The 21,015-nt window shown below is 34.4% G+C and carries 25 protein-coding genes and 3 pseudogenes; 8 read left to right on the top strand and 20 right to left on the bottom strand.

The genetic code is table 11. From position 1 onward, the window contains the following. Positions 1-353 precede the first annotated feature (353 nt). Entirely contained in the window at positions 354-971 is a 618-nt protein-coding gene (locus tag BG05_RS15655; protein WP_003193155.1) for a DUF4241 domain-containing protein, read from the top strand. A gap of 269 nt (positions 972-1,240) precedes the next feature. Here the strand turns inward: BG05_RS15655 and BG05_RS29665 are convergent, their stop codons facing one another. The 4 genes from BG05_RS29665 to BG05_RS15640 all read right to left on the bottom strand — a co-directional run bounded on the left by BG05_RS29665 (position 1,241) and on the right by BG05_RS15640 (position 2,924). Continuing rightward, positions 1,241-1,399, bottom strand: coding sequence for a hypothetical protein (locus BG05_RS29665; RefSeq protein ID WP_003193154.1), 159 nt, complete (start codon positions 1,397-1,399; stop codon positions 1,241-1,243). A gap of 182 nt (positions 1,400-1,581) precedes the next feature. Next, entirely contained in the window at positions 1,582-2,088 is a 507-nt protein-coding gene (locus tag BG05_RS15650) for an ankyrin repeat domain-containing protein (protein WP_003193152.1), read from the bottom strand. 50 nt (positions 2,089-2,138) lie between these two features. Continuing rightward, positions 2,139-2,495 (bottom strand): Imm3 family immunity protein, encoded by a 357-nt coding sequence (locus BG05_RS15645; protein WP_003193150.1) that lies wholly within the window; start codon positions 2,493-2,495, stop codon positions 2,139-2,141. 96 nt (positions 2,496-2,591) lie between these two features. Next, the gene (locus tag BG05_RS15640) at positions 2,592-2,924 is read right to left on the bottom strand and encodes a DUF3895 domain-containing protein (protein ID WP_003193148.1); all 333 of its coding nucleotides are present in this window, start codon (positions 2,922-2,924) and stop codon (positions 2,592-2,594) included. 313 nt (positions 2,925-3,237) lie between these two features. Between BG05_RS15640 and BG05_RS15635 the strand changes: the two genes are divergently transcribed. Continuing rightward, positions 3,238-3,492, top strand: coding sequence for a SunI/YnzG family protein (locus tag BG05_RS15635; RefSeq protein ID WP_003193145.1), 255 nt, complete (start codon positions 3,238-3,240; stop codon positions 3,490-3,492). Between the two features lie 185 nt (positions 3,493-3,677). On the opposite strand, the gene BG05_RS15630 is transcribed toward BG05_RS15635, so the two are convergent. The 7 genes and pseudogenes from BG05_RS15630 to BG05_RS15595 form a co-directional block, all read right to left on the bottom strand. Further along, positions 3,678-4,151: an Imm30 family immunity protein gene (locus BG05_RS15630; protein ID WP_016127285.1), complete on the bottom strand. Its 474-nt coding sequence runs from the start codon at positions 4,149-4,151 to the stop codon at positions 3,678-3,680. Positions 4,152-4,305: 154 nt separating this feature from the next. Then, a pseudogene (locus tag BG05_RS15625) lies at positions 4,306-4,543 on the bottom strand (ankyrin repeat domain-containing protein); the annotation flags it as partial. A gap of 74 nt (positions 4,544-4,617) precedes the next feature. Further along, positions 4,618-5,100, bottom strand: coding sequence for an antitoxin YezG family protein (locus tag BG05_RS15620; RefSeq protein WP_016127286.1), 483 nt, complete (start codon positions 5,098-5,100; stop codon positions 4,618-4,620). Continuing rightward, positions 5,093-5,574 (bottom strand): annotated as a pseudogene (locus BG05_RS32160) (DNA/RNA non-specific endonuclease). The gene BG05_RS15620 and the pseudogene BG05_RS32160 overlap by 8 nt, the downstream one beginning before the upstream one ends. Before the next feature lie 226 nt (positions 5,575-5,800). After that, entirely contained in the window at positions 5,801-6,514 is a 714-nt protein-coding gene (locus BG05_RS15605) for a pentapeptide repeat-containing protein (protein ID WP_016127288.1), read from the bottom strand. Positions 6,515-6,533: 19 nt separating this feature from the next. Further along, entirely contained in the window at positions 6,534-7,313 is a 780-nt protein-coding gene (locus BG05_RS15600; protein WP_003193129.1) for a hypothetical protein, read from the bottom strand. A 42-nt stretch (positions 7,314-7,355) separates the two neighbouring features. Next, entirely contained in the window at positions 7,356-7,985 is a 630-nt protein-coding gene (locus BG05_RS15595) for an ADP-ribosyltransferase (protein WP_286675532.1), read from the bottom strand. A 194-nt stretch (positions 7,986-8,179) separates the two neighbouring features. Between BG05_RS15595 and BG05_RS15590 the strand changes: the two are divergent. Continuing rightward, positions 8,180-9,076: pseudogene (locus tag BG05_RS15590) on the top strand (S-layer homology domain-containing protein); the annotation flags it as partial. A 147-nt stretch (positions 9,077-9,223) separates the two neighbouring features. On the opposite strand, the gene BG05_RS15585 reads toward BG05_RS15590, so the two are convergent. From BG05_RS15585 to phaZ, 5 genes are all read right to left on the bottom strand, one after another. Further along, a complete protein-coding gene (locus BG05_RS15585; RefSeq protein ID WP_016127289.1) occupies positions 9,224-9,673 on the bottom strand; it encodes a VOC family protein in 450 nt (149 codons plus the stop codon). A gap of 309 nt (positions 9,674-9,982) precedes the next feature. Then, complete coding sequence (locus BG05_RS15580) at positions 9,983-10,183, bottom strand: NETI motif-containing protein (protein WP_000166305.1); 201 nt, start codon at positions 10,181-10,183, stop codon at positions 9,983-9,985. Then, positions 10,167-11,363 (bottom strand): MFS transporter, encoded by a 1,197-nt coding sequence (locus BG05_RS15575; protein WP_002128162.1) that lies wholly within the window; start codon positions 11,361-11,363, stop codon positions 10,167-10,169. Before BG05_RS15575 ends, BG05_RS15580 begins: the two co-directional genes overlap by 17 nt. Positions 11,364-11,476: 113 nt before the next feature. Further along, the gene (locus BG05_RS15570) at positions 11,477-11,701 is read right to left on the bottom strand and encodes a hypothetical protein (RefSeq protein WP_002128163.1); all 225 of its coding nucleotides are present in this window, start codon (positions 11,699-11,701) and stop codon (positions 11,477-11,479) included. Between the two features lie 60 nt (positions 11,702-11,761). Next, positions 11,762-12,679: an intracellular short-chain-length polyhydroxyalkanoate depolymerase gene (gene phaZ, locus BG05_RS15565; protein WP_002013809.1), complete on the bottom strand. Its 918-nt coding sequence runs from the start codon at positions 12,677-12,679 to the stop codon at positions 11,762-11,764. 173 nt (positions 12,680-12,852) lie between these two features. On the opposite strand from phaZ, the gene BG05_RS15560 reads away from it, so the two are divergent. The 4 genes from BG05_RS15560 (at position 12,853) to BG05_RS15545 (ending at position 16,377) form a co-directional block, all read left to right on the top strand. Continuing rightward, positions 12,853-13,272 (top strand): MarR family winged helix-turn-helix transcriptional regulator, encoded by a 420-nt coding sequence (locus BG05_RS15560; protein WP_002128165.1) that lies wholly within the window; start codon positions 12,853-12,855, stop codon positions 13,270-13,272. 15 nt (positions 13,273-13,287) lie between these two features. Beyond that, a complete protein-coding gene (locus BG05_RS15555) occupies positions 13,288-14,487 on the top strand; it encodes an MFS transporter (RefSeq protein WP_002128166.1) in 1,200 nt (399 codons plus the stop codon). Between the two features lie 99 nt (positions 14,488-14,586). After that, positions 14,587-15,846 (top strand): serine hydrolase domain-containing protein, encoded by a 1,260-nt coding sequence (locus BG05_RS15550; RefSeq protein WP_003193116.1) that lies wholly within the window; start codon positions 14,587-14,589, stop codon positions 15,844-15,846. A 159-nt stretch (positions 15,847-16,005) separates the two neighbouring features. After that, a complete protein-coding gene (locus BG05_RS15545; protein ID WP_002084529.1) occupies positions 16,006-16,377 on the top strand; it encodes a cupredoxin domain-containing protein in 372 nt (123 codons plus the stop codon). Between the two features lie 432 nt (positions 16,378-16,809). On the opposite strand, the gene BG05_RS15540 is transcribed toward BG05_RS15545, so the two are convergent. The 4 genes from BG05_RS15540 to BG05_RS15525 all read right to left on the bottom strand — a co-directional run bounded on the left by BG05_RS15540 (position 16,810) and on the right by BG05_RS15525 (position 20,277). Then, the gene (locus tag BG05_RS15540) at positions 16,810-18,240 is read right to left on the bottom strand and encodes an IS4-like element ISBce2 family transposase (protein WP_078214475.1); all 1,431 of its coding nucleotides are present in this window, start codon (positions 18,238-18,240) and stop codon (positions 16,810-16,812) included. Positions 18,241-18,496: 256 nt separating this feature from the next. Further along, positions 18,497-19,585 (bottom strand): saccharopine dehydrogenase NADP-binding domain-containing protein, encoded by a 1,089-nt coding sequence (locus tag BG05_RS15535; RefSeq protein WP_016127290.1) that lies wholly within the window; start codon positions 19,583-19,585, stop codon positions 18,497-18,499. Between the two features lie 120 nt (positions 19,586-19,705). Beyond that, positions 19,706-20,017: an ArsR/SmtB family transcription factor gene (locus BG05_RS15530; protein WP_002013825.1), complete on the bottom strand. Its 312-nt coding sequence runs from the start codon at positions 20,015-20,017 to the stop codon at positions 19,706-19,708. Positions 20,018-20,082: 65 nt separating this feature from the next. Beyond that, positions 20,083-20,277 carry a hypothetical protein gene (locus tag BG05_RS15525; protein ID WP_002128171.1) on the bottom strand — a complete coding sequence of 65 codons (195 nt, stop codon included), beginning with the start codon at positions 20,275-20,277 and terminating at the stop codon, positions 20,083-20,085. A gap of 399 nt (positions 20,278-20,676) precedes the next feature. Between BG05_RS15525 and BG05_RS15520 the strand changes: the two genes are divergently transcribed. Beyond that, positions 20,677-20,952 (top strand): hypothetical protein, encoded by a 276-nt coding sequence (locus tag BG05_RS15520; RefSeq protein WP_002165394.1) that lies wholly within the window; start codon positions 20,677-20,679, stop codon positions 20,950-20,952. The last annotated feature ends 63 nt before the right edge of the window (positions 20,953-21,015 follow it).

Below are 21,015 nucleotides of genomic sequence, written 5' to 3'. Positions count from 1 at the left end.
AAAATAATATAATCAACGGGTGGATTATTATTTACATCCTCAAAACTGGGTCTAATTTTAAAGTCAAATTCATTTGTTATATTTTTCAATGAATAAAGGTTTGTTCTATCTACACTTGTACGGGGGAGCAATATATCCGAAAACGTAAAACGTATGAAGAATATGCTGCGGAACTATTAGAAAAACGCGGGTACGATATGCCGCAGAGGTTTTAGAAGTTCATGGCGATAACATCGAAGTTATAGGAACATACAAAGGCGCTAGAAATACCACAGAACACAAATGTAACTCATGTAAAAATATATGGGAGGCAGCACCAACAAATATTTTAAAAGGAAAGGGAGAGAAACATTATGTCAAAGTTATTACGTGAATTATCTAAACCGGATAGTGAGGCCCTGCGTTCCGAAGCACTAGAACAGTTGAAAGTTACTTCAGGTAAAATTGTTGCTTGTGATCCTCTTATTTTTAATGAAAATCACTTCGAACAAACAATTCAGCCAGGTACATATCCAATTGTTGCTTGGTGGCATAAGGAAGATGGAGTCATTGCTGGTGCTGAATTGAAATTGTCGGAGTCAAAAGCGGTAGGATGGAAGATGGCAACAAAACCAGGACAAAATGTCATTGAACTGGAAGACGGATATATTTTTGGTTACCCAGTTGATACAGGCTTAGGGTGCTTTGCAGATGTTGAAGCAATTGGTAAGTTAGAAAAAATAGAAGACAGGTTACAACAAGAACTAGGAGAAGAATTTACTAGTTTGTATGATGATCTTATAGATGACATACTAACAGAACATGATGAAGATTGGGGAAATTGCGTGGTGTGTGATGAAACAGGAAGTAATATCATTATATTCCGTTCAGGTTATGGAGATGGATTTTATCCTTCCTATTGGGGAATCGATGAAGCAGGAAAAATCGTTTCACTTGTTACTGATTTTCAAGTGCTACATGAGGAAAATTGAGGACAACATCAATAATGATATAAGAGTAAATACTTTTTCTTTTACAACGTCAAACATTCCTCGTCTAATATTTGCAAATAACCCGTGGGATAATCTCCTTATATTCTACTAGTTCTGATAAATAGGGTTATATTCTTAAGTGAATATAACCCGTCATTAATTCTAGTTTTTTATTAACAGTTTTTTATTTAAATAATTTATTAACTCTACTGATGTAGAGTTAACGTCAAGTAACTCCAAAATATACATAATGGTTGATTTTAGAGTTATTAGTGCACTGTTTTATCACGATACAGGTGAACTTCAGATACTCTACGCTCCGAAATTACTTTTTCTATAAATTCCTGACGGTTATATTCTACCTTCACTGTTTCACAGTTCCCCCAATGAGTAGGAGCAAATTTTTCATTTGACTCAAATACATCCAAAAGACGATTTAATATCTCTTCTTCGTTAAATACTACTGTCGGTTACATTGCGATTGTAAAATAATTCGGTTTCATTTTAATCCCCCCCCTTTTTATTAGGAACGAGGTTATGTAACTATTTTCATTTATCACTGCCCCTATTAATCTCTTTATTCTTAGTCTTATCCCTTTTACAATCTTTATTATCTCTTATCCATCTTACGCTTTATGTATGCAGCAATTTCTGTTTGTCCGAATTCTTCAGCATATTCATAAGCATTCATATTCTTAAAGTTTTCTCCAGTGTATCTAATTGAAATATCTATTCCTTTTTCAACTAGTAACTCAACTACTTCTTTATGTCCGCCATAAATTGCTCCAAATAGTGGATTTCTTTTTGCTAAACTTACATCCAATTCGGCACCAGAGTCTACCAAATATTTTACTATTTCCAAATGTCCTGCTCCTGCGGACAAATTTAATGCAGAAGCATCAAATGTACCGCCTCTAGCATTCATATCTATCCCTTTATTAATCAAATACTGAACAATTTCGATATGCCCTTTCTTTGCTGCAACATGTAACCACGTACCAAATGGTGTCATTGAATGTAAAAATTCTAGATTATCACCTATTAGACGTTTTACTTCATTAATATCACCAAGCTTAATAGCATTTCTTATTGTTTTATTTATACTTTTCCCCTCCATAACATCACCTCCTATATTTCTGTTCTCTTGTCTAACTATGTCTCCATGAACTATTCAATCGAAGATTTATAAGCAACCTTTACATTTTTTAATCCTTCTATTACATTATTTATTCTTATCGATAAACCTTTTATTTCCTCTACTGTCAATTCACCTTCTGCCTCTTGAAGGTTAAACATACTTAGCCTCTTTGTTATACCTTTAATACGTCCAACAAAAACCATATGATGATCGACTGCTATTTCTCCTATGGCAGTATCAACGATAACATCTTCAATCTTTCCTAAATTATCAAATTCATCCGCTAGTTTTGCTATAGCATATCGATACCCTCTCTCTTCATCTAATAACTCTTCATACACCTCCCGAATTGTATGAAATAATTCGTTATACTCCCAATCTTTCATACATCCTCCCTCAAAAAAATCCCCACGCTTATGTGAAAATAATCTTTCAACACAAATATGAGGACTTCCTTATTTCATTACTATACTTTATACATTTTATTCGTTAGAATCTTCGTCTTTCAATTTATATACTCTATCTCTTTTCTCATCACTTTTGACAAAAATAAGCTTTTCTTCTTTAACAAACCCTTCTAATAGTAAGCATACTTGCCCATATGCTTTAGGCTTATTCGTTGTGAATCTTTCATCTGATATTTTACCAGCTCGTATTAATTGTTCGCATAACTCAAGTGCACGTATTTCTTCAGAATTAATTAATTCTAAAATATCCTTTTGTAAGGGCGATAAAGGTACGGGAATCTCAGCTACCTCCACCTTTTCTGGTTTGTTTTCTTCTTCAAATAAATCTTCGAATGAAATTTGATTCATACTTCTTTTCCTTTCTAACGATTGATTTGTATAACATGAACTGAATCCTATAGCGTATTTATTATTATGTATTACTTACCTTTTTTCATAAATCTCAAACTCATGTACATCGTTTCATATATTATATTTCGATTATACCAAATATACGTTCTGTTTTCTATTGTAGAATTCATTATAATAGGAATGAAAGTAATTATAAACATTTTTCTCGTTGTTAGTCGTATAACCCTTGTAAAAAAATAGAAATACAATCTATAAATTTGTATAATAAAATAGTATGAGTGAAATTTTAATATAGAAAGGTTCTGGTAATATGTTAGGTATTCATGTTGAAAAAACAAAAGATGAACTAATTATTTCATGGCAATTCTCTACAATTCATATTCCATTATGTGAAATCACTGAGGTAACTGAAGATAATACATATGCTGGTGTTGAAGAAAAAAGCGTAATCCGAATTGGAACAGCATATGGTACAACTGATCGTATTTTAATTAAGACAGTAAAGCAAAATTATTTACTATTCACTACTAATAGAGTATCCATTTTAAATAAAATAAAAGCTTAATTGTTTTTCTTCCTATATTTAAATGTTAAACACCTACATTCTATTATAGGAAACGCTACAAAAGATTCGTTGATTACTCCTGCCCCTAATTCGGAAGCATATGGTGAAACTATATAACACAAACACCCTAACTCTTCGCTAGGGTGTTCTCAGTTTTATCTATAATACAATAAATTCTACAATTCTCATTTATTTTTATGAACTCCTTGTAATTGACTAAGAACTTCATTGGCAGTGATTTCAAATCTTTTCGGGTTATTAGTAATAATTTCATTAAGTAAATCAATTACTTTTAGTTGTATATCATAATTCATTCCTACAAGCACTTTAGCATACTCACTTCTATACAAATCATCATTTAAAATTCTTTTATTTAATAGCATTGCCCACTCTTTTGCACTCTCAACCATTTTTGATAAAGCTTTAGGCATCTCCGTTAAATATTTTCCCATTTCAAAACTTTCAATAAAATGAACTAGACCAAACATAACCTCTTCCTCTTGTGTTTCATCCTCAAATACTATACACAACTCTTGAATAAGCTCCTTATCAGTACAATCTGCTAAATTTTCTAGTGCATTGTCAAACTCTTCACATTCCGATTGATTTTTTAAAAACCTACAACTATATAGTCTCTTAACCTCAGATTGATAGTCCATATACATTTCTCCTTTTAAATGAATTGGGTAATTAAATTAATATGATCATAAGTTTTCAACCTTTATAATCCGCTTAACCCAAGAAAAGGAACAAACCCGAAACATTCATTATATGTAGGGGTTCCACGCTTTTCTATTACCTCAATATATGACCTCAAGTGTACATTTTTAAATATTCAGCAATTTTTTTGTCCTCTTTCAGTAGCAAATTCATAAGCTCCCATATCTTTCATAGTATCCCCTGTATACTTTACAGTAATATCAATACCATTCTTTACAATATTAAGATGCCTATCATAAATTGCTGAGAATAGTGAATTTCTATTTGGATCACTAACATCTAATATTACACCATTATCAAATAAGTACTCAACAATAGCCATTTCTTTTTCTACCCACTTCTCATATATGCTTATGCATGTTTACCTTAAATCACTACAAGCTTTTATCATATATGGTATTGCACTCAATTTTTTGTATCTTCAAGATTTTTAAGGTGCTTTTCTAAGTATTTTTTTCCTGAATTACTTTTAGGTATAAGACCAAGATGTTCATATTCCCAAATAATCATTCTCTCGTGGGAATTTTCATCCGAAAGGTCATCATAATTAAAGTCAATATTAAATTTTCCTGTATTATCAAAAATCATAGTGAAATTTGTCCAAGCTTCTTGATCATTATCAATAAACTCTTTCTTCATTCTCTTAATACAATCTAACAAACGATGCCACTTCTTAAAATATTCTTCTTCTGGGACATTAAAGAGTTCAAAAATACTATGACTGTAAATAGGAGTACTATTCTCTTCAGGGTAGTAATAAAAATATGACTCTTGAGCACCTTCCCCAACCTCACCATACAGGCAAACCTTAAACCACTTCTCTGGAATTGTATCAATTACAACCTCTGCTATTTCATTGTATAACTTACCTAATTTTACATCATTCATCTAATTTTCCTCCTGGTACATTATCAAAATTCCTGAATCTCCATCTATCTTCATCACCATCATTAAGAGCATTAGCCCATTCATTCTCTAGTTTTTTCCATTCTTCTCTATTTAAGTTACTACTCATTCGAACTAAATTATCCATATTACCAGAGCCTTTAAATATAGTTGCAATTAAATGTCCGCCATCATCATCATCCAAACGGTCATTCCCACCTACCACTCCGCTTAACATCACCTAATTGAAGGCTCTATCCTTGCAACACGCCCTTGACTATCTGTTGTATATGTATATCCTTCTTTACTTGTATACCCAACATTTGGATTTAATATCTTTTTACGTTTTTCTCTAGCATATTGTTCTCCATAGTTTACTTTTACAGGCCCTTCACCCGTACCCTTAACCCCACCACTCTCCAAATTCGAGATCCTACTCTGAATACTCGCCTTTGAGGCATCATGGGCTTCTTTTATACTTTCACTTTCATTAAGTAATACTTCTTGCTCTTTACTGAAGAGAGATGGTTCACATCTTTTGCTAGTTTAATTTCAATTATATAATATTCACGACTTAATCTATCTAACAATCCTTAAAAATAATCTATATTGATTTTCACTTATTTATCAATCTCTACGAAAAAAGCACTCGCTACCAATAATAGGTTTTCGAGTGCTCAAATGTATATACTTCCCATAATATTTAAATCATTTTTAAGATTTGTTCCTTCACATTTTCGTCAAACTTGGCTCCTTCTACCTGTGCTCCCTTCCAAACTACATTGTCTAGCTTGGCACCGGTAAAATTCGCATCCGTGAAATTCCCATTTAAAAGGTTCGCTCCCGTTAAATCTGCGTCAGTAAAATCTGCATTTCTAGCGTTTACTTCTGATAAATTAGCATCTTCTAAATATGCTTTTTCAAAGTTACCTTCTGTAAGATTCGCATTGCTGAAATTTGTTCCCGTGCAGTCAGCCTGTTCCGCATTGATTCCTGATAAATTTGCATGGCGAAAAGTAGCATGATTTAATATCGTTCCAACTAATTCTCCATATGAAAAATCAACTTCATCAAAACATGTTTCAAAACAACTACTTATATTTACCTTTGCATATTTCATATTGGCTTTAGAGAAATTAGCTTCACCAAATCTACAATCTGCAATATGTATTTCCTCTAAATTACAGCTCCTGAAATCAGCAAACTCAAAATCACAATCAAAAAAAGATGCTCTCACTAGTGAAGAAGCTCTTAAATGGACTTGTTTTGCCATGATACCCTCTGCCATCACCTCTGACAAATCAGAAAAAGTAAGGTCTAAATTGCTCATATCTAGCCCATCTATAATTTCATCATTGTATTGAGATTGATTTAATATTTCCATGACTCTTATTCTATCATTATTTTTCTCATCCATGATTACAAATTCCTTTCATTTAACTTTCCAGATACTCCTTCCAAGCAACATTTGGAGAATAAGTTACAACCATTCGACTTTCATGAAAACTTGGCATGGCCATTACTTGAGCTGGTTCTAAGTATTTCATTACATGTAACCAACTATCAAGTAACATATCTATATCGGCTTCTAATGGATTTTGTAAAAGGTCTATACAAATCCCACCCCAATCCAGCTCTGATACGACAGCTGGGCTATTTAGTAATAATTCCTTATCAAACATGTCTAAAATATGACCACTCAAATATGTTCTAACGCCTACCCCCAAAGGACCGTTAGGAAGAAACCTTACCGGTATAGGTAAGGCAGACATATTCATCCACATATGTAACCGTTCACGTTCCGTATTCCATGAATAAGACGCTTTCCAAAAAATTTGCGACACTCCAAAACGTGGTTTTACAATTTCTGCGATTTGATCGGATAGCTCAAAAAAAGCAGACCATAAACTTTTAGGTATTGATTTATGAAACTCAAACTCAAGATATGACCTATGACTCCAGTTAACTTTAAAGCTTCCTCTATAGTGCACTGCTTTATCACGATACAAGTGTACTTCTGATACTTTACGTTCCAAAATCACCTTTTCAAGAATTTCCTCACGATTATATTCTACCCGTACGGTCTCACTGTTACCCCAATGAGTAGGAGCAAATTTTTCATTCGAATCAAACACGTCCAAAAGACGACCTAGTATCTCTTCCTGATTAATCGATACTGTAGGATACATTGCAATTGTAAAATAATTAGGTTTCATTTAAATCCCCCTTAATACTAAAAAGTAAAGTTACATACTTATCTATATTTTTATCCATATACCTCCACCAGGGATATCTGGGTGCGCTTCCCACTTATGTGTCACTTTACCACTATTTGGATCAGTATAGAAAATGTCACTCTCTTTCGCTAAAGGCCCACTTGGTCTTGGATGAGGAGGAATCCCATTCAAATCGGGTTTATCACTTGATATTGTCACAATATGACTTCCATTTTTATCTTCGAGCATTTCTCTTTCAGCTCGCATTTGCCTGTCGTTATGAATAGTTTGCTCTTTTTCACCCATTTTGTGTTTGTGATCATGAACTAAATCAATTTCACCCTTATCATTACGCCCAATACTATCTGGACGCGTAAGATGCCCTTCACTAGATGTATATGTAACAACCTCACCAGCGTTATTGTCCTCTAATTGGCGATCAAGATGTTCTCCCAAGGCTTTTCTCCCTTTTATTTCTTCTTCTCTTCCACGCTCTTGGCTCTTTCTTAAATTTTCAGTCCTAGCATCCCAATCTTTACGCTCTAAAGGTTGTTTCGTTTCTTCACAATGACGATCATATCTAATATCATCTGCTGCCTTATAATCTCCTCGCGCTTTGGCTTCATCTATTTTCATTCGATAGTATTTTTCTCGTTCTGAAGTTAGTTTAATTTTGTTTGGGTTTGTATTACTACCTTTACCCGTACCCTATGTTGTAATCTTAAACCCTCACAATAAAAAAGCAAACCATGTAAACCTTATTAAACTACTTCTTTTTCTTCTACTATCGGCAATTCATATGCCGTTTTATATTTCATCATGCCATATACAATGTTTACAAGCCTTCTCATAATACATACCAATATTACTTAGCAGCAGCAGGGATTTATAAGGGATATGGAAATGGAAAATTTGGTTTTGGGGACAACATTACTAGAGGACAGGTTGCTTCTTTAGTCAATCGACATTTAGGTTTAATAGCAGATGATAAACAGGGAAATATGTTTAGTGATATTACAAATCATATGTTTGAAAAGGATATCAAAGCCATTGCGCAAGCTGGAATTATGACAGGTGATGGAACAGGTGCATTTCGTCCAGATGACGCATTAAATCGGTATGAGATGGCAGTAGTATTGCAAAAGGCATTTCAATTAAACTCAAAAGGACAAGAGAACTTTAAAGATGTACCAAAAGGTCATTGGGCCTATGAATCTGTAAATACGCTACGTAGTAACCGGATATCCCAAGGTGACGAGTCTGGTAATTTTAATGGCAACATGCTTGTGAAACGTGAGCAGTATGCACAATTTTTCTATAATGCAATAGCAAAGAACAGATCTTATAATTTCAACATCAATACAAAAGAAGAACTGAAACAAATGTTAGCAACAGCTTTACAGGATGGGACGTTTGGTCCATTTAAATTAGATGTACTGGGTAAAGATATATCTGAGGTAAAAAAAGAATTTGGAGTGCCTGATGTTTGGAAGCAAGCACCATGTACAGAATGTGATGCACCTACTACAGCGGTATATGGAGATTATAATATTGATATGTACCCTTCGGACGCTAGATATATATGGGTAAAAATGGATATCACTATCGATGAATTAAAAGAGTGGTTTGGTGAGCCAGATGGAATTGGAGAGGATATGACTAGTGAAGGCTTTATATATAATCGAGGAAGCTATTCTCTTTATTTCAGCTTCTCTGATGGTTATATTCAACGCGCTGAAATATCTAAAAGTGAACATCATTAATACGTTACAAGCAATATAAAATATATAAAGCATAAAAAAATCCTTCAAGAACGTGCCTTTTCTTGAGGGATTTTATTTTGTTTCTATCTATTTAACATAATACAAAGCTGTAAAACTACTACTGATTAAAGTTCCACTTTATTTTTCTTAGTGCTCCGCATTCCATTCACTTAAATACGTTGCATATTCTAGTTCATCTGGATCATCATATAACATAGAAATAAACTCTAATTTATTTCCATCACAATCTAGAAAATATACGCTTGCAGCTGGCATCCACCTTTGGACAATTGGTTCTCGATTTCCTTTCCCTTGACTCCCTACTACCTCTATTCCACGCTTCTCTAACCATAATTTTGAAGCATATAAAAACTCTAAATCTACACGAAAAGCGAAGTGTTTCGTCTCAAATTCTTCATTTATATGTACTTCCCATAATCCGAGCATTTGTTTTTTATTTTCTCCTACCCAAAAGAACGCAACTCGTCTTTTCGATAGTCTTTTTGCTAATGCTAAACCTAACTTATTTTGATAGAAATCTATTGCCTTTTCTAAATTTCTGACATGTAAATGAGTTTCATATATGCTTTGTATCATTATATATTTCTCCCTCCTTTCTAATTTTTTTAAAATATGTTTTGTTTTTATTATACAAATTAATATATTTTTAAACATCCTACTTTTGTATAATTGTTCTTTCCTTCAAATGTATAGGTATCCAGCTCTATAACTGATGTCCCAATCCTAAAATTCAATACATTAATCATCCTTAAATTTACATTTTCATGTAGTTAGTTTCTCTCTATACTACCTTCACTAACAAAGATCTCTAGCTAAGCCTTTCATTGTTCAGTAAAAAAACAAGCCATCCAACTCAAATGAATTGGATGGCTATTTGTTATGAGATTACTTCAATTTCCCCTCAAAAACAATTTTTCTACCGCATGGTTCAACTTCTGTTTTGCCGTTTTTCTTCACTTCATGAAAGATTGGTTCTTCCATGCGACGAGACGGTGCATATCCTTCTTGTTCCATACGCGCTAAGCAGTCTGTAATTGTTTCGTTTTCGAGTACTTCAAATTTCTTTTTATTAGGTTGTTTTGTCATGCCCTAACCTACTTTCTATTTTTCTTGATGCGAATTGATTCTTCATGTAGACCATATATACCATTGCGAGAATTCCCATTATAATCATAACCGCAATAAAAAAGCTTGTATACTGTATTTTTTCTATAAATACGCCTCCTAATACAGGTCCCATAATACTTCCTATACTAAAGGCGATTCCGGATAATATATTACCCGCTGGTAGTAAGTGTCTCGGTAATAAATCTGTCATAAATCCAAGCCCTAGTGAGAAGCACGAGCCAATGACCATACCTGCTATAAGCATACATGCAAAGACGATCCAGTAATATTGATCAAATACTGCTGCAAGTAGGAAAATGCCCGTACTTACACTGAACGTCCACGTTAAAATACGGTCTCTTCCGTATTTATCACTTAATATACCGAGCGGGATTTGTGTAATAATACCTCCAACTGCGAATGCTGGTAATAAGAAGGAAACTTCCGATACAGACCATCCTTTACGAAGCGCGTATACTGGTAAGTTACTATTTAACATCGCTTCAAGTACGCCGTATGCGAGCGGACCAATTAGCGCAATCCAAGCTAATCCAACGACTTGTTTATAACGAGAAAAGGATGATTCACTTTCAGTTTTTGCCTCATCTTGTGCTGGAAATGCATTTTTCGTTGGTAGTAGTAAAAGCCATCCTATTAAGCAAAGTATAGTAGATACGATAAATGGTGTTGCAAGACCGTACTGAACAGTGCTTGCTAAATACGGGCCAACTGCGAAACCAATTCCGAAGAATACACCGTATATCGATACTTGTCTACCTATTTTACTCGGGTCTGATGTTGTCGTAATCCATGTTTGTGTTCCGACATGAAGCATATGATCTCCGACTCCAACTAGAAATCTAAGAACGAACCATACCCAAAATGAAAAAGTTTGTGTAAAAAAGAATAATGAAATAATAACGAGAAACCCACCAATAACGATAATTGGCTTCATTCCAAACTTTTGCATCGGTTTTTCAAGAAACGGTGAAATAACTAATATCCCAATATATAATGCCGTCGCATGAATACCGTTAATACTTGAACTAACCCCTTCTTGTTCAAAAATCATTGCAATGGCAGGTAAAAGCATCCCTTGTGACAAACCTGAGATTGCTACAATTCCAACCATAATCCAAAAAGTAAAACGCATCGACATCCCTTTCCCTCTCCTTTTCACGCTTTCCACTTTTCATTATAAACTGTTTCTTCAAATGCGTGTACGAATATTCATAATAAAAAAGAAACTAAAAGAATGAACCTTTTAGCTTCTTATCCTTCCCATACTTGCGCTTTCACATTGTAATGAAAATGCTTAAAATATGGATTTTCATAAAATGAAGGCCCAAATAAAATCGGATGTGTATGGACCATTGATTGCTGCACTTGCAAAGGAACTACAGCTGATGAAACTTCCATATACATCGGATTTATAATCATTTTTATATATTGATGATCATTATATGGAGAATGATATATTAAAAATGGATTATGCATTGACTCTCTCCCCTTATACATACAAATGCTATAGTATATGCAAGTTTTATATTTGGGGAATTATTTATTGTCTAACCAATCCTCTACATGTTTTATAAACACATCTAAACAATCTATAAACGGTGAGTGTCCGCAATCTTCTAATATCTTCAACTCTGCATTTGGCAAATGTTTTGCTAATTCCTCACCGACTACTTGCGGTACGACGTAATCTCTGTCACCTTGTATGACGAGTGTTGGAGCTTTAATATGATGAATTTGCTTATTCCCCTCTACAACCCCGTTATGTTCATCCGAAATATTAAATGTAATGAGCGCATAATTCACATCTACGAAATTACGTTGCGTTAACATATCATCTAAATACTTTTCATAACGATCCGGTTCAGGTTGATTATGTGTATATATTAATAGATTCCATACTGTACGGTAATATAATTTATTCATATTTTTTATCGCATCTAGCACTGGAGCAATTTGTACGGGATCTTGCGCGATTTCTTCTTTCGTCTTTACTAAACTTGATACGATCGGTTGCCCGTTAATATCTTTTTTAAAAATTGGATATCCCTTCATTCCCACTGATTCTACTAAAATCAACTTTTCGACAAATGTTGGATGATTCGCTGTAAATTGCATCGCAACACCACCGCCCATTGACCAGCCCATTAATGAAAATTTTTCTAGTTTTAATTGATCGATAAATAGTTTTACATCTCTTGCAAAGTCTTGTAAAGAATCTATCGATTGATTATATGTTGATTGGCCAAATCCTCTTAAATCAAGAGCGTAAATATGGTATTGATCTTGCAACTTTTCAATAACTAAATCCCAGTGTTGTGACGATGTCATGTTCCCGTGAATGAGTACAAGAATTTCTGTATTTTGCCTTCCAACTTCCTGATACGCAATCGTTTCTCCGTTCGATAGTGAAACAAACTCCATTGTTGCAGGCTTAATCATCACAAGTTCCCCCATTCTTTTAATAGAAAGAAAATTCTTTACTTAATTAAAGAATACCATGTAGAATGTACGTTCTCAATACAAAATCTATACGAAATTTCCACATAAAACAACATGTCTATTACTAGACAAGTAAAATAAAAAGGTATATAGTTAGCTAGGTAACTAATTTGAAAGGATCAAAATACATGGACGAAAAACAACATTTTTTCCACATTGTCAGTCAAACTTCTCGTAAGTTTACGAAGAAATTTAATGAACGTGTATCTCCAACAGGATTATTTAGTGCGCAATGGGCTGTTATTTTCCGCATTAATCAAACTGGATCTTGTACCCAAACAGAATTATGTCAGTATTTAAATGTTGAATCACCAACGATGACTCGTACGTTAACACGTATGGAAACGATGGGCTGGATTATTCGTACTGAAGGAAAAGATCGCCGTGAAAAGTTGATTTCATTATCTGATACTGCACTAAAAATGATTCCACTATGGCAAGAAGAAGTTGATTCCTTTGAAGAAAAGACGCTAGAAGGTATTAAAGAAGAAGACTTACATGAAGCTTTTCAATTGTTACAACAAATTATCAAAAATTTAGATCATTAATATGGAGGGATGACGATGCAAAGTGAAAAACTTTGGACGAAGGATTTCCTCGGAACTTGTTTTAGTAGTCTGTTTCTCTTTTTAACATTTTACATGCTTATGACTACTCTGCCTGTCTATGTTATAGACAGCCTAAAAGGAAAACCTGAGGAAATTGGTTTAGTTGCAACTGTTTTTCTTATTTCATCTGTTTTATGTAGACCATTCACAGGAAAATGGCTCGATGATTTAGGAAGAAAGAAAATATTATTTATTTCACTTTCACTATTTTTAGCCGCTACTGTTATGTATTTCGGTACGCAAAGTTTATTTTTATTACTTGCCCTTCGCTTCTTACATGGTATTGGATTCGGAATGGCAACAACAGCAACTGGAACAATTGTAACTGATGTAGCACCAGCTCATAGACGCGGCGAAGCACTTGCTTATTACGGCGTATTTATGAGTCTACCGATGGTAATTGGTCCTTTTTTAGGTTTAACAATTATTTCTCATTTTTCATTTACTGTACTATTTATCGTTTGTTCAGTATTTTCATTACTCGCATTTTTATTAGGATTACTAGTCAATATTCCGCATGAAGCACCAGTAAACAAACAAAAACGAGAAAAAATGAAATGGAAAGACTTAATTGAACCATCTTCTATTCCAATCGCTCTAACAGGATTTGTTTTAGCCTTTTCTTATAGTGGCATTTTATCCTTTATTCCTATTTATGCGAAAGAACTCGGTTTAAGCGAAATTGCAAGTTACTTCTTTATTTTATACGCACTTGTTGTGGTCATTTCTCGTCCATTTACAGGGAAAATATTTGATCGTTTCGGTGAAAATGTACTTATTTATCCCGCTATTATTATTTTCACAATTGGGATGTTCATTTTAAGCCAAGCGCAAACTTCATTTTGGTTCCTTGGCGCAGGTATGTTAATCGGTTTAGGATACGGAACATTAATTCCAAGTTTCCAAACGATTGCAATTTCTGCCGCTCCAAACCATCGACGTGGTTCTGCGACAGCTACTTACTACTCGTTCTTTGATAGTGGCATTGGCTTCGGTTCTTTCATTTTAGGTATAGTCGCTGCCAAATCAAGTTATCATAATATGTATTTTATCGCAGCTATTATCGTTGCGTTCACTTTACTTCTATATTATGGATTACACGGACGAAAACAAAAATTCAAGAAACAAAGTACAGACGGACAAATATCTGCTTAACGTTCATAAGGAAAGTAAACTTACCCGTTTACTTTCCTTATTTTGTATTTATTTTAAGACGAGCGTATACTTATAATAGAAACTAAAGGAGGTACCTATATGAATGTAAAGAAATCTCCCCTGCTATTACTGTTACTAGTATTACTATTCGTAGTTACAGGGCTTGGGTTTACTTTTTTTAAAAATAATAAAACGACCCCCACTAAAGCAAATGTCACAAAAGAAAACTGGTTGGACGATCCTTACTTACGCTGGTCGTATACACATATGAAAGAATTCACTTTAATAAATGAAGTAAAAAACATCCCTGACCAAGTTGCTCCCTTCCCTACCGCGTTACAAAACTTAGACGATTTTGCTGTGGAGCGTAGATTTGGAAATACGACTCCTCTAAAAAAACTTTTAGACGAAAACAAAACAGATGCTTTTGTCGTTGTACATAATGGTCAACTTGTTTATGAACGATATTTCAATGGATATAACGAGAGTGAACCTCATGGAATGGCATCATTAGCAAAGGTGTTTACTGGTGCAATCATACAATCTCTCGCTGAAGAAAATCTTATTGATGTAGAGAAAACAGCTGACACTTACATAAAAGAATTAAAAAATACACCGTTTGGAAAAGCAACACTTCAGCAATTAATGGACATGCAAGTTTCCGCTGAATACCCTACTCACGGATATATGCAGCTAGGACTAGAAAATCAAGATGCACAACTATATTTAGCTAGTAATATTTTACCCCGAGGTAAAAATTACGAGGGGCCTATGAAAATTTATGATATGTTACTAGAAGCAGAAGAAACTGCACCACCTGGTTCAGCTTTTTCTTACAATAACGGATCAACTGAAACACTCGCTTGGATTATCCGAACGATTACAGGGAAATCGTTAGCTGAAAATGTAAGCGAACGAATTTGGTCTCAAATTGGTATGGAAGAAAACGCGTATTACGTTACAGATGAAACAAAAGTAGAACAAGCAAGCGCTGGTTTAAATGCAACTGCTAGAGATATGGCGAGGTTCGGACAATTACTATTAAATAATGGTCAATATGACGGAAAACAAATCGTCCCTTCTTCTATTACAGAAAGTGTGAAAAATGTACAAGAAGGTGAGCTCGCAATTGGTCGTGGTGCTTCCATTTCTTATCATAATCAATGGTGGATTCCGCACAATGAACAAGGTGCTTTCGAAGTGTTAGGCAGTTACGGACAAACCCTTTACATCGACCCGAAAGCAAGTATGGTAATCGTCCACTTCTCTTCTAACGCTGCGCCTAGTAATGAAATCCATTCGGTTTATTCCGATATGTATATTGATATTGCACATCATTTGGAGAAGCTTCCACAGTAGTGGAGGCTTTTTTTATTTACCCAAATCCTATTCCAGTTAGTACTTGATTAGTAGGAGTTGCCGAAAGAATTACTATTTAAGCCACGCCTAAACCCCATTTATATTGATAATATTTTAGTAATTTGAAAACACTAGTGCTTAGGAAAGGAGGGATTACGAATGTCTGTGAAAAAGCTATTAACTGGATTAATCATTTCACTTGCGATGATTGTAGTTATGACTACTTTAGGTTCGCTCCGTGTATTTGCCGAATCCGACGTTGTGAGACAGCCTATTGAGGTTGAATTGAATGATGATTACTTTAATCCGAGTATCATCACTGTTCCGGTTGGGAAAACGACGACGTTGCTATTGAAAAACAAAGGAAATAGAGAACATACCTTCACAGTGAAAAAACTCGGAATTGACGCCGAAGTCCCGTCAGGAAAAGAAATAACAATTACCGTAAAACCTGAAACTCCCGGTACATATGAACTAATATGTCGGTTCCACTACTTGAAAGGAATGGATGGAAAAGTAATAGTCCAATAACGAGCGGTACCGGTCGATCCTTACTTTTTTTATAAAGTGAAACTTAAATTCGCGGGGGTGTCCCTCCCCCGCAGATTATGAGCTCTCACTAATCAGTTTTTTACTGGTAGCATAAAATCGTTACGCTGTCGTAGCGTACGAAATTTGTGTTTGGTTGGTGCTACCCCATGCCCATCAACTTAAAATCTTAAAGTACCCCCAAAACGGAATTTTATCTCTCTACAATTATTTATGTGAATTCAGCTCGTTTTTTTCGTTTTGGGGGATAATTAGTTTTTTAACTTGATGGATATGTGGTGCTACCCCACATCCATCAACTTAACGTATATTTTTATACAAAATGCGGTCTTTCCACGTAGTTTTTTATTATCTTTTATAGATGTTATAAAAGTAGGCACATCAAATAAACCCTGACGGGTTTCAAATTTTTCGCTATGCTACCTGATGGGCAGAAGTGGTATACTCATACACAACACCTAAAATATCAAAGACTGTTTTTTTCTCATATCTGTGAGATTTTCGTCCGTTTCGCTGTAGGAGGTTAAACAGACGAAGGAGAATCTTTGATAATTCTTGGGTGTTTTTATGTAATGCTTGATGAAAAAGTAAGAAATAATCTTTAATTATGTACATCGCTTTATATTCACTTAGTTCTTTCTGTTTCTTACGTAACAGGAGTTCTCTCATTTTAAACATAGTAGAAGAACATAATAGGATACTAATGAGTTGTCCATAAAGGTGGCATTCTAATCGCTCTTGTTTAATAGATTTACAACGATGAATTCGAAACCAAGATTTCCATATTTTAAATAACAGCTCAATTTGCCAACGCAGTGAATATAAATCATAGATTTTCTCTTTCGGTACCCATTCCGTAGGAATGTTTGTCATATATACCGTAATTCCTTGTAAAAGTTTCGTACGCTCTGTATATGTAATCCCTTTTTTCTTTTCACGAATAGCTCGATCATGTAGACGTTTCTGTTTTTGCTCCTCTGTACATCTATAAACCACAATGCGAGTGGGTAGTTTGTCTTTGCTCCCTACATATACATCATGTAATTCATACACTTGGCCAGGTTGTAATTGGTTCATGATGTCTTCCAAATGAATTTGTATATATACCGGTCTCAATTGAGCAGGTTTTGTTTTAAATACCACTGTTTCGAATTCTTTTCTATATATTTTAGTTGGTAATTTAAGACGCGATAAATAATACCCTTCCTTATCTTGGATCAATTTAAAGTCTTGTAAACGAAAATACCCTAAGTCACGAATATATAGTTCATTCTTTTGTGTCATGTCCATTCGAGTCGCCCCATATGCCTGATCACTTCGTTTTCCTGGTTCAATTTTCACATCAGAAAACTCTCCACTCAACAAGTCATACTCTAATTGAATTTTCACACCAGCTGTATGACTACAGCCTCCGGCACCAGGATAAGTAGCTGCGAATCGATCTGGAACTTGAAAGGTTGTAGAATCAAGGATGCGAATCCGCTCAAAGTAAGCAGAAAGAGAATGAGAAATTGTAGATGATCCTCCAATTTTAGCTTGTAGAAGTGTAGTAAATACATTTCGAAAGAAAGCTACAGAAGCCGAGTTAAATCGTCGATTCAGTCCCTCAGGACTTAATAAAATTCCTGTTGAAGTTTCTAATTGACTACAAAGTTGAGTAAGAGAGGTTGTAGCGATTTGTTGATTTAACCATACACACAAAGATAAAAAATGGTGCCCATGGCACTTACGTTTTCGTTTCATTCCACCTGCTTCTATAGCTAATTGATTAAGTGTAGCGGGAGACATATATCGATATAACTCTTCGGCAAATAAAGACAGCTCTTGTTTTTGATGCATATTCATAAAAAGCACGTCACCCTTTCTCATTAACATAAGAGAATAGTAACGTGCTTTTTAGTTTAAGAATAGTCTAAATCCTTAAGTTGATGGATGTGTGGTGCTACCCCATGTCCATCAACTTAAGAATTTTATAACACCGCAAAAAGAGAGAATGTACATTTTCTCATGAAGATGCATATTCTCTCTTTTTGGATATATTTGTATTTCTTAGCTTGATAGCCATATGTGACCCCTACTACCACGAATAGAACGGTACCTTTTATATATTTTCTGTCGTAATATTAACTCCATATTCTCTATAAAAGTCTAAAATTGCACATGCATTCACACCCAAATCTAATAGATTTTCTGGAAAGTAAATTTTAGAATCCAGAACCACAATATCAGATGTTTGTAGAATATTCTCTGCTTGGACAGCTGCTCCTAAAGCAGTAAGATGTGTCTGTCCTAACGGATCTGATATGTTCACACATCGTCTATGCAATACACCAGTAGCATCATAACCTTTAAGGTGAATAACTATGTTATGTGCACTTCCCCTTCCGGGTTTATAGAGAATATTTTTCCGTAAATTGGTAAATTTTTCTCCGCTAATCATTTTCCAAATCCCTGTATTCACCAGAGAAACCAGTCCATATGTAGAGATTTTACTATCAAAAGCAATACGAAAGTTAGTCGAAACAGCATGAATTGATTCTGGCAGGGTTACGTGATCGGGAGTATCCAAACGATAACATTTGGTTATATAACCGTTGGGAAAGCGGACTTTGATTGGATTAGTCATTGGATAAGCCTGTCGCATTCCCTCTCGATCTTTGACTTCAAACGGAATAGTTAACCGGTCCATATACGCTGTTGAATTTGGTCCTGCTTTGTCTTGAAGAGAATATAGTGCGTTGATATCAACCGTAACCTCTTGAAGATCTTTTGAATAAATTTTAGAAAAAAGGGCTGCTGTCCCCCCCATCCACCCTGAAGCTAATACAACAGGGGATTGCACCTCAACATTTTTTAATCGATCAATAGAACTCTTAAAACGTTCAGTCCAACGAGTAATGTCAACCAATGGAATTTTTTTTCGAACTGCAGATAGGAGTAGTCTATCTTGAGGATCATTAACCGCATTAACAACTAATGTGAAATTATCATCCAAATTTCTTAAGGGATCATCTGTTGTGTTGTCTACCTTGACTATTTTTACTCTCTCTGATTCAAAAGGTAACGCTTTCCCTAAGGTTCTTCCTCCTAATCTAATTTCCAAATCAGGATGTCGATCATGTAAAATTCGAGCAATTTGACCACCAACAACTCCATACCCACCAACAATTAATACTGTTTTTTTATTCATCTGAAACCTCCATTTTAATTAGTATGAGATTATAAGTTTAAATGATTAAAAACTTAAACCTTTTAACATATTATCGCTAAAAAAAGGGACAAAAGGTGTCCCTAAACTATAAATGAGTACCTAGTTCTTACATTCATCTTCAACTAAAGAAACAAGTTCTTTTAAAAGATTTATTGTTTCATTAAATTCAAGACAATAATACATTTCAGTGCCTTTTTTCTGAACTTGAAGTAACCCTGATTGTTTCAATATTTTCAAATGATGAGATACAGTAGGTCTTGACATGGGAATATTCTCCGCAATTTGCGTCACATTCAAGCTATCTTTATCAATTAAAAGTGATACAATTTGCTGACGAGTTGGATCTCCCAACCCTTGAAAACATGGTCTTAAATTTTCTAAAATATGCATTACTTTATCATTACAGTTCATTTCGCTAACATTACCTTCCGTTTAAGAATTTAATCATTTAAACGTATTATAAATTACATTACTATCTAATGCAATAAAGAAGTAGCACCAACTTTAAGTATAAATATAGAAAGTTTCATAAACAGCCATTTTCGATTTTCCAGATTTGTAAGAATGGCGGGTCTTTTTTCTGTAACAATTTCCAAATCCATTCCAGCTACAACCAGGGCAAACCCATGAAATTCACGAAGCCTATATCGGATTGTATCAAAAGCTTCCAACTCAAGTGATCCTGCTTTTCCTGTTTATCCTCCTACAGAAAAACGGGCGAAAATCTCATCGATATGAGAAGAATACAGTCTTTGATATATTAGGTGTCGTTTACAATTGTGCCATGTCTGATAATCAAGCGGCTTAATTCAAAAAAATGAAACCCGTTAGGGTTTATTTCGTATGCAAATCTTTAAGTTCCCTACACGTAGCCTTTAGAAAAAAGAAACAACCTCTACTATAATTGACGTTGTATAATCTTAGCTTGATAGCGATGTGGCGGTACCCCATGGCCATCAAGCTAAGTTTGTTTGAGGAGATGTACGAGACAGGTGTGAATTTAGGGGAATCCAATATTTTCTATTCAAATATGATAGAATAGAAGTATATCCAAAACGGAGGAACAACAAATGAACTCAAACACAAAACAGTTTATTTATGATATCCAGCAAAGAAAAAACAATTATATGGAAAATGTATTAAAGGCAATACAACACCCTAAAAAAGAGCAATCTGAACAGGTCATTCAAAATATAGTAGAGAAGATGGATATGATGATCAGTTTAGTTACTACTTACATGGTTATTGAATCAGAATCCATGAAAGAATTAAAAGAGCTTCAGGAAGAAATTATTCATGCGCAAGCATATATTCAAAAACGAAAATTTGAAGAAACACAGAGATAAAACCCTGTGTTTTTATTTGGTCGTCTATGACGCCAATCTATTATAAATCAAATTAAGGGATTA

Origin of the sequence: Bacillus mycoides (assembly GCF_000832605.1) — a bacterium.
GTDB classification, from domain to species: Bacteria; Bacillota; Bacilli; order Bacillales; family Bacillaceae_G; genus Bacillus_A; species Bacillus_A mycoides.
Note: the sequence above shows the minus strand (reverse complement) of the source record. Positions and strands in the feature narration are given on the sequence as shown.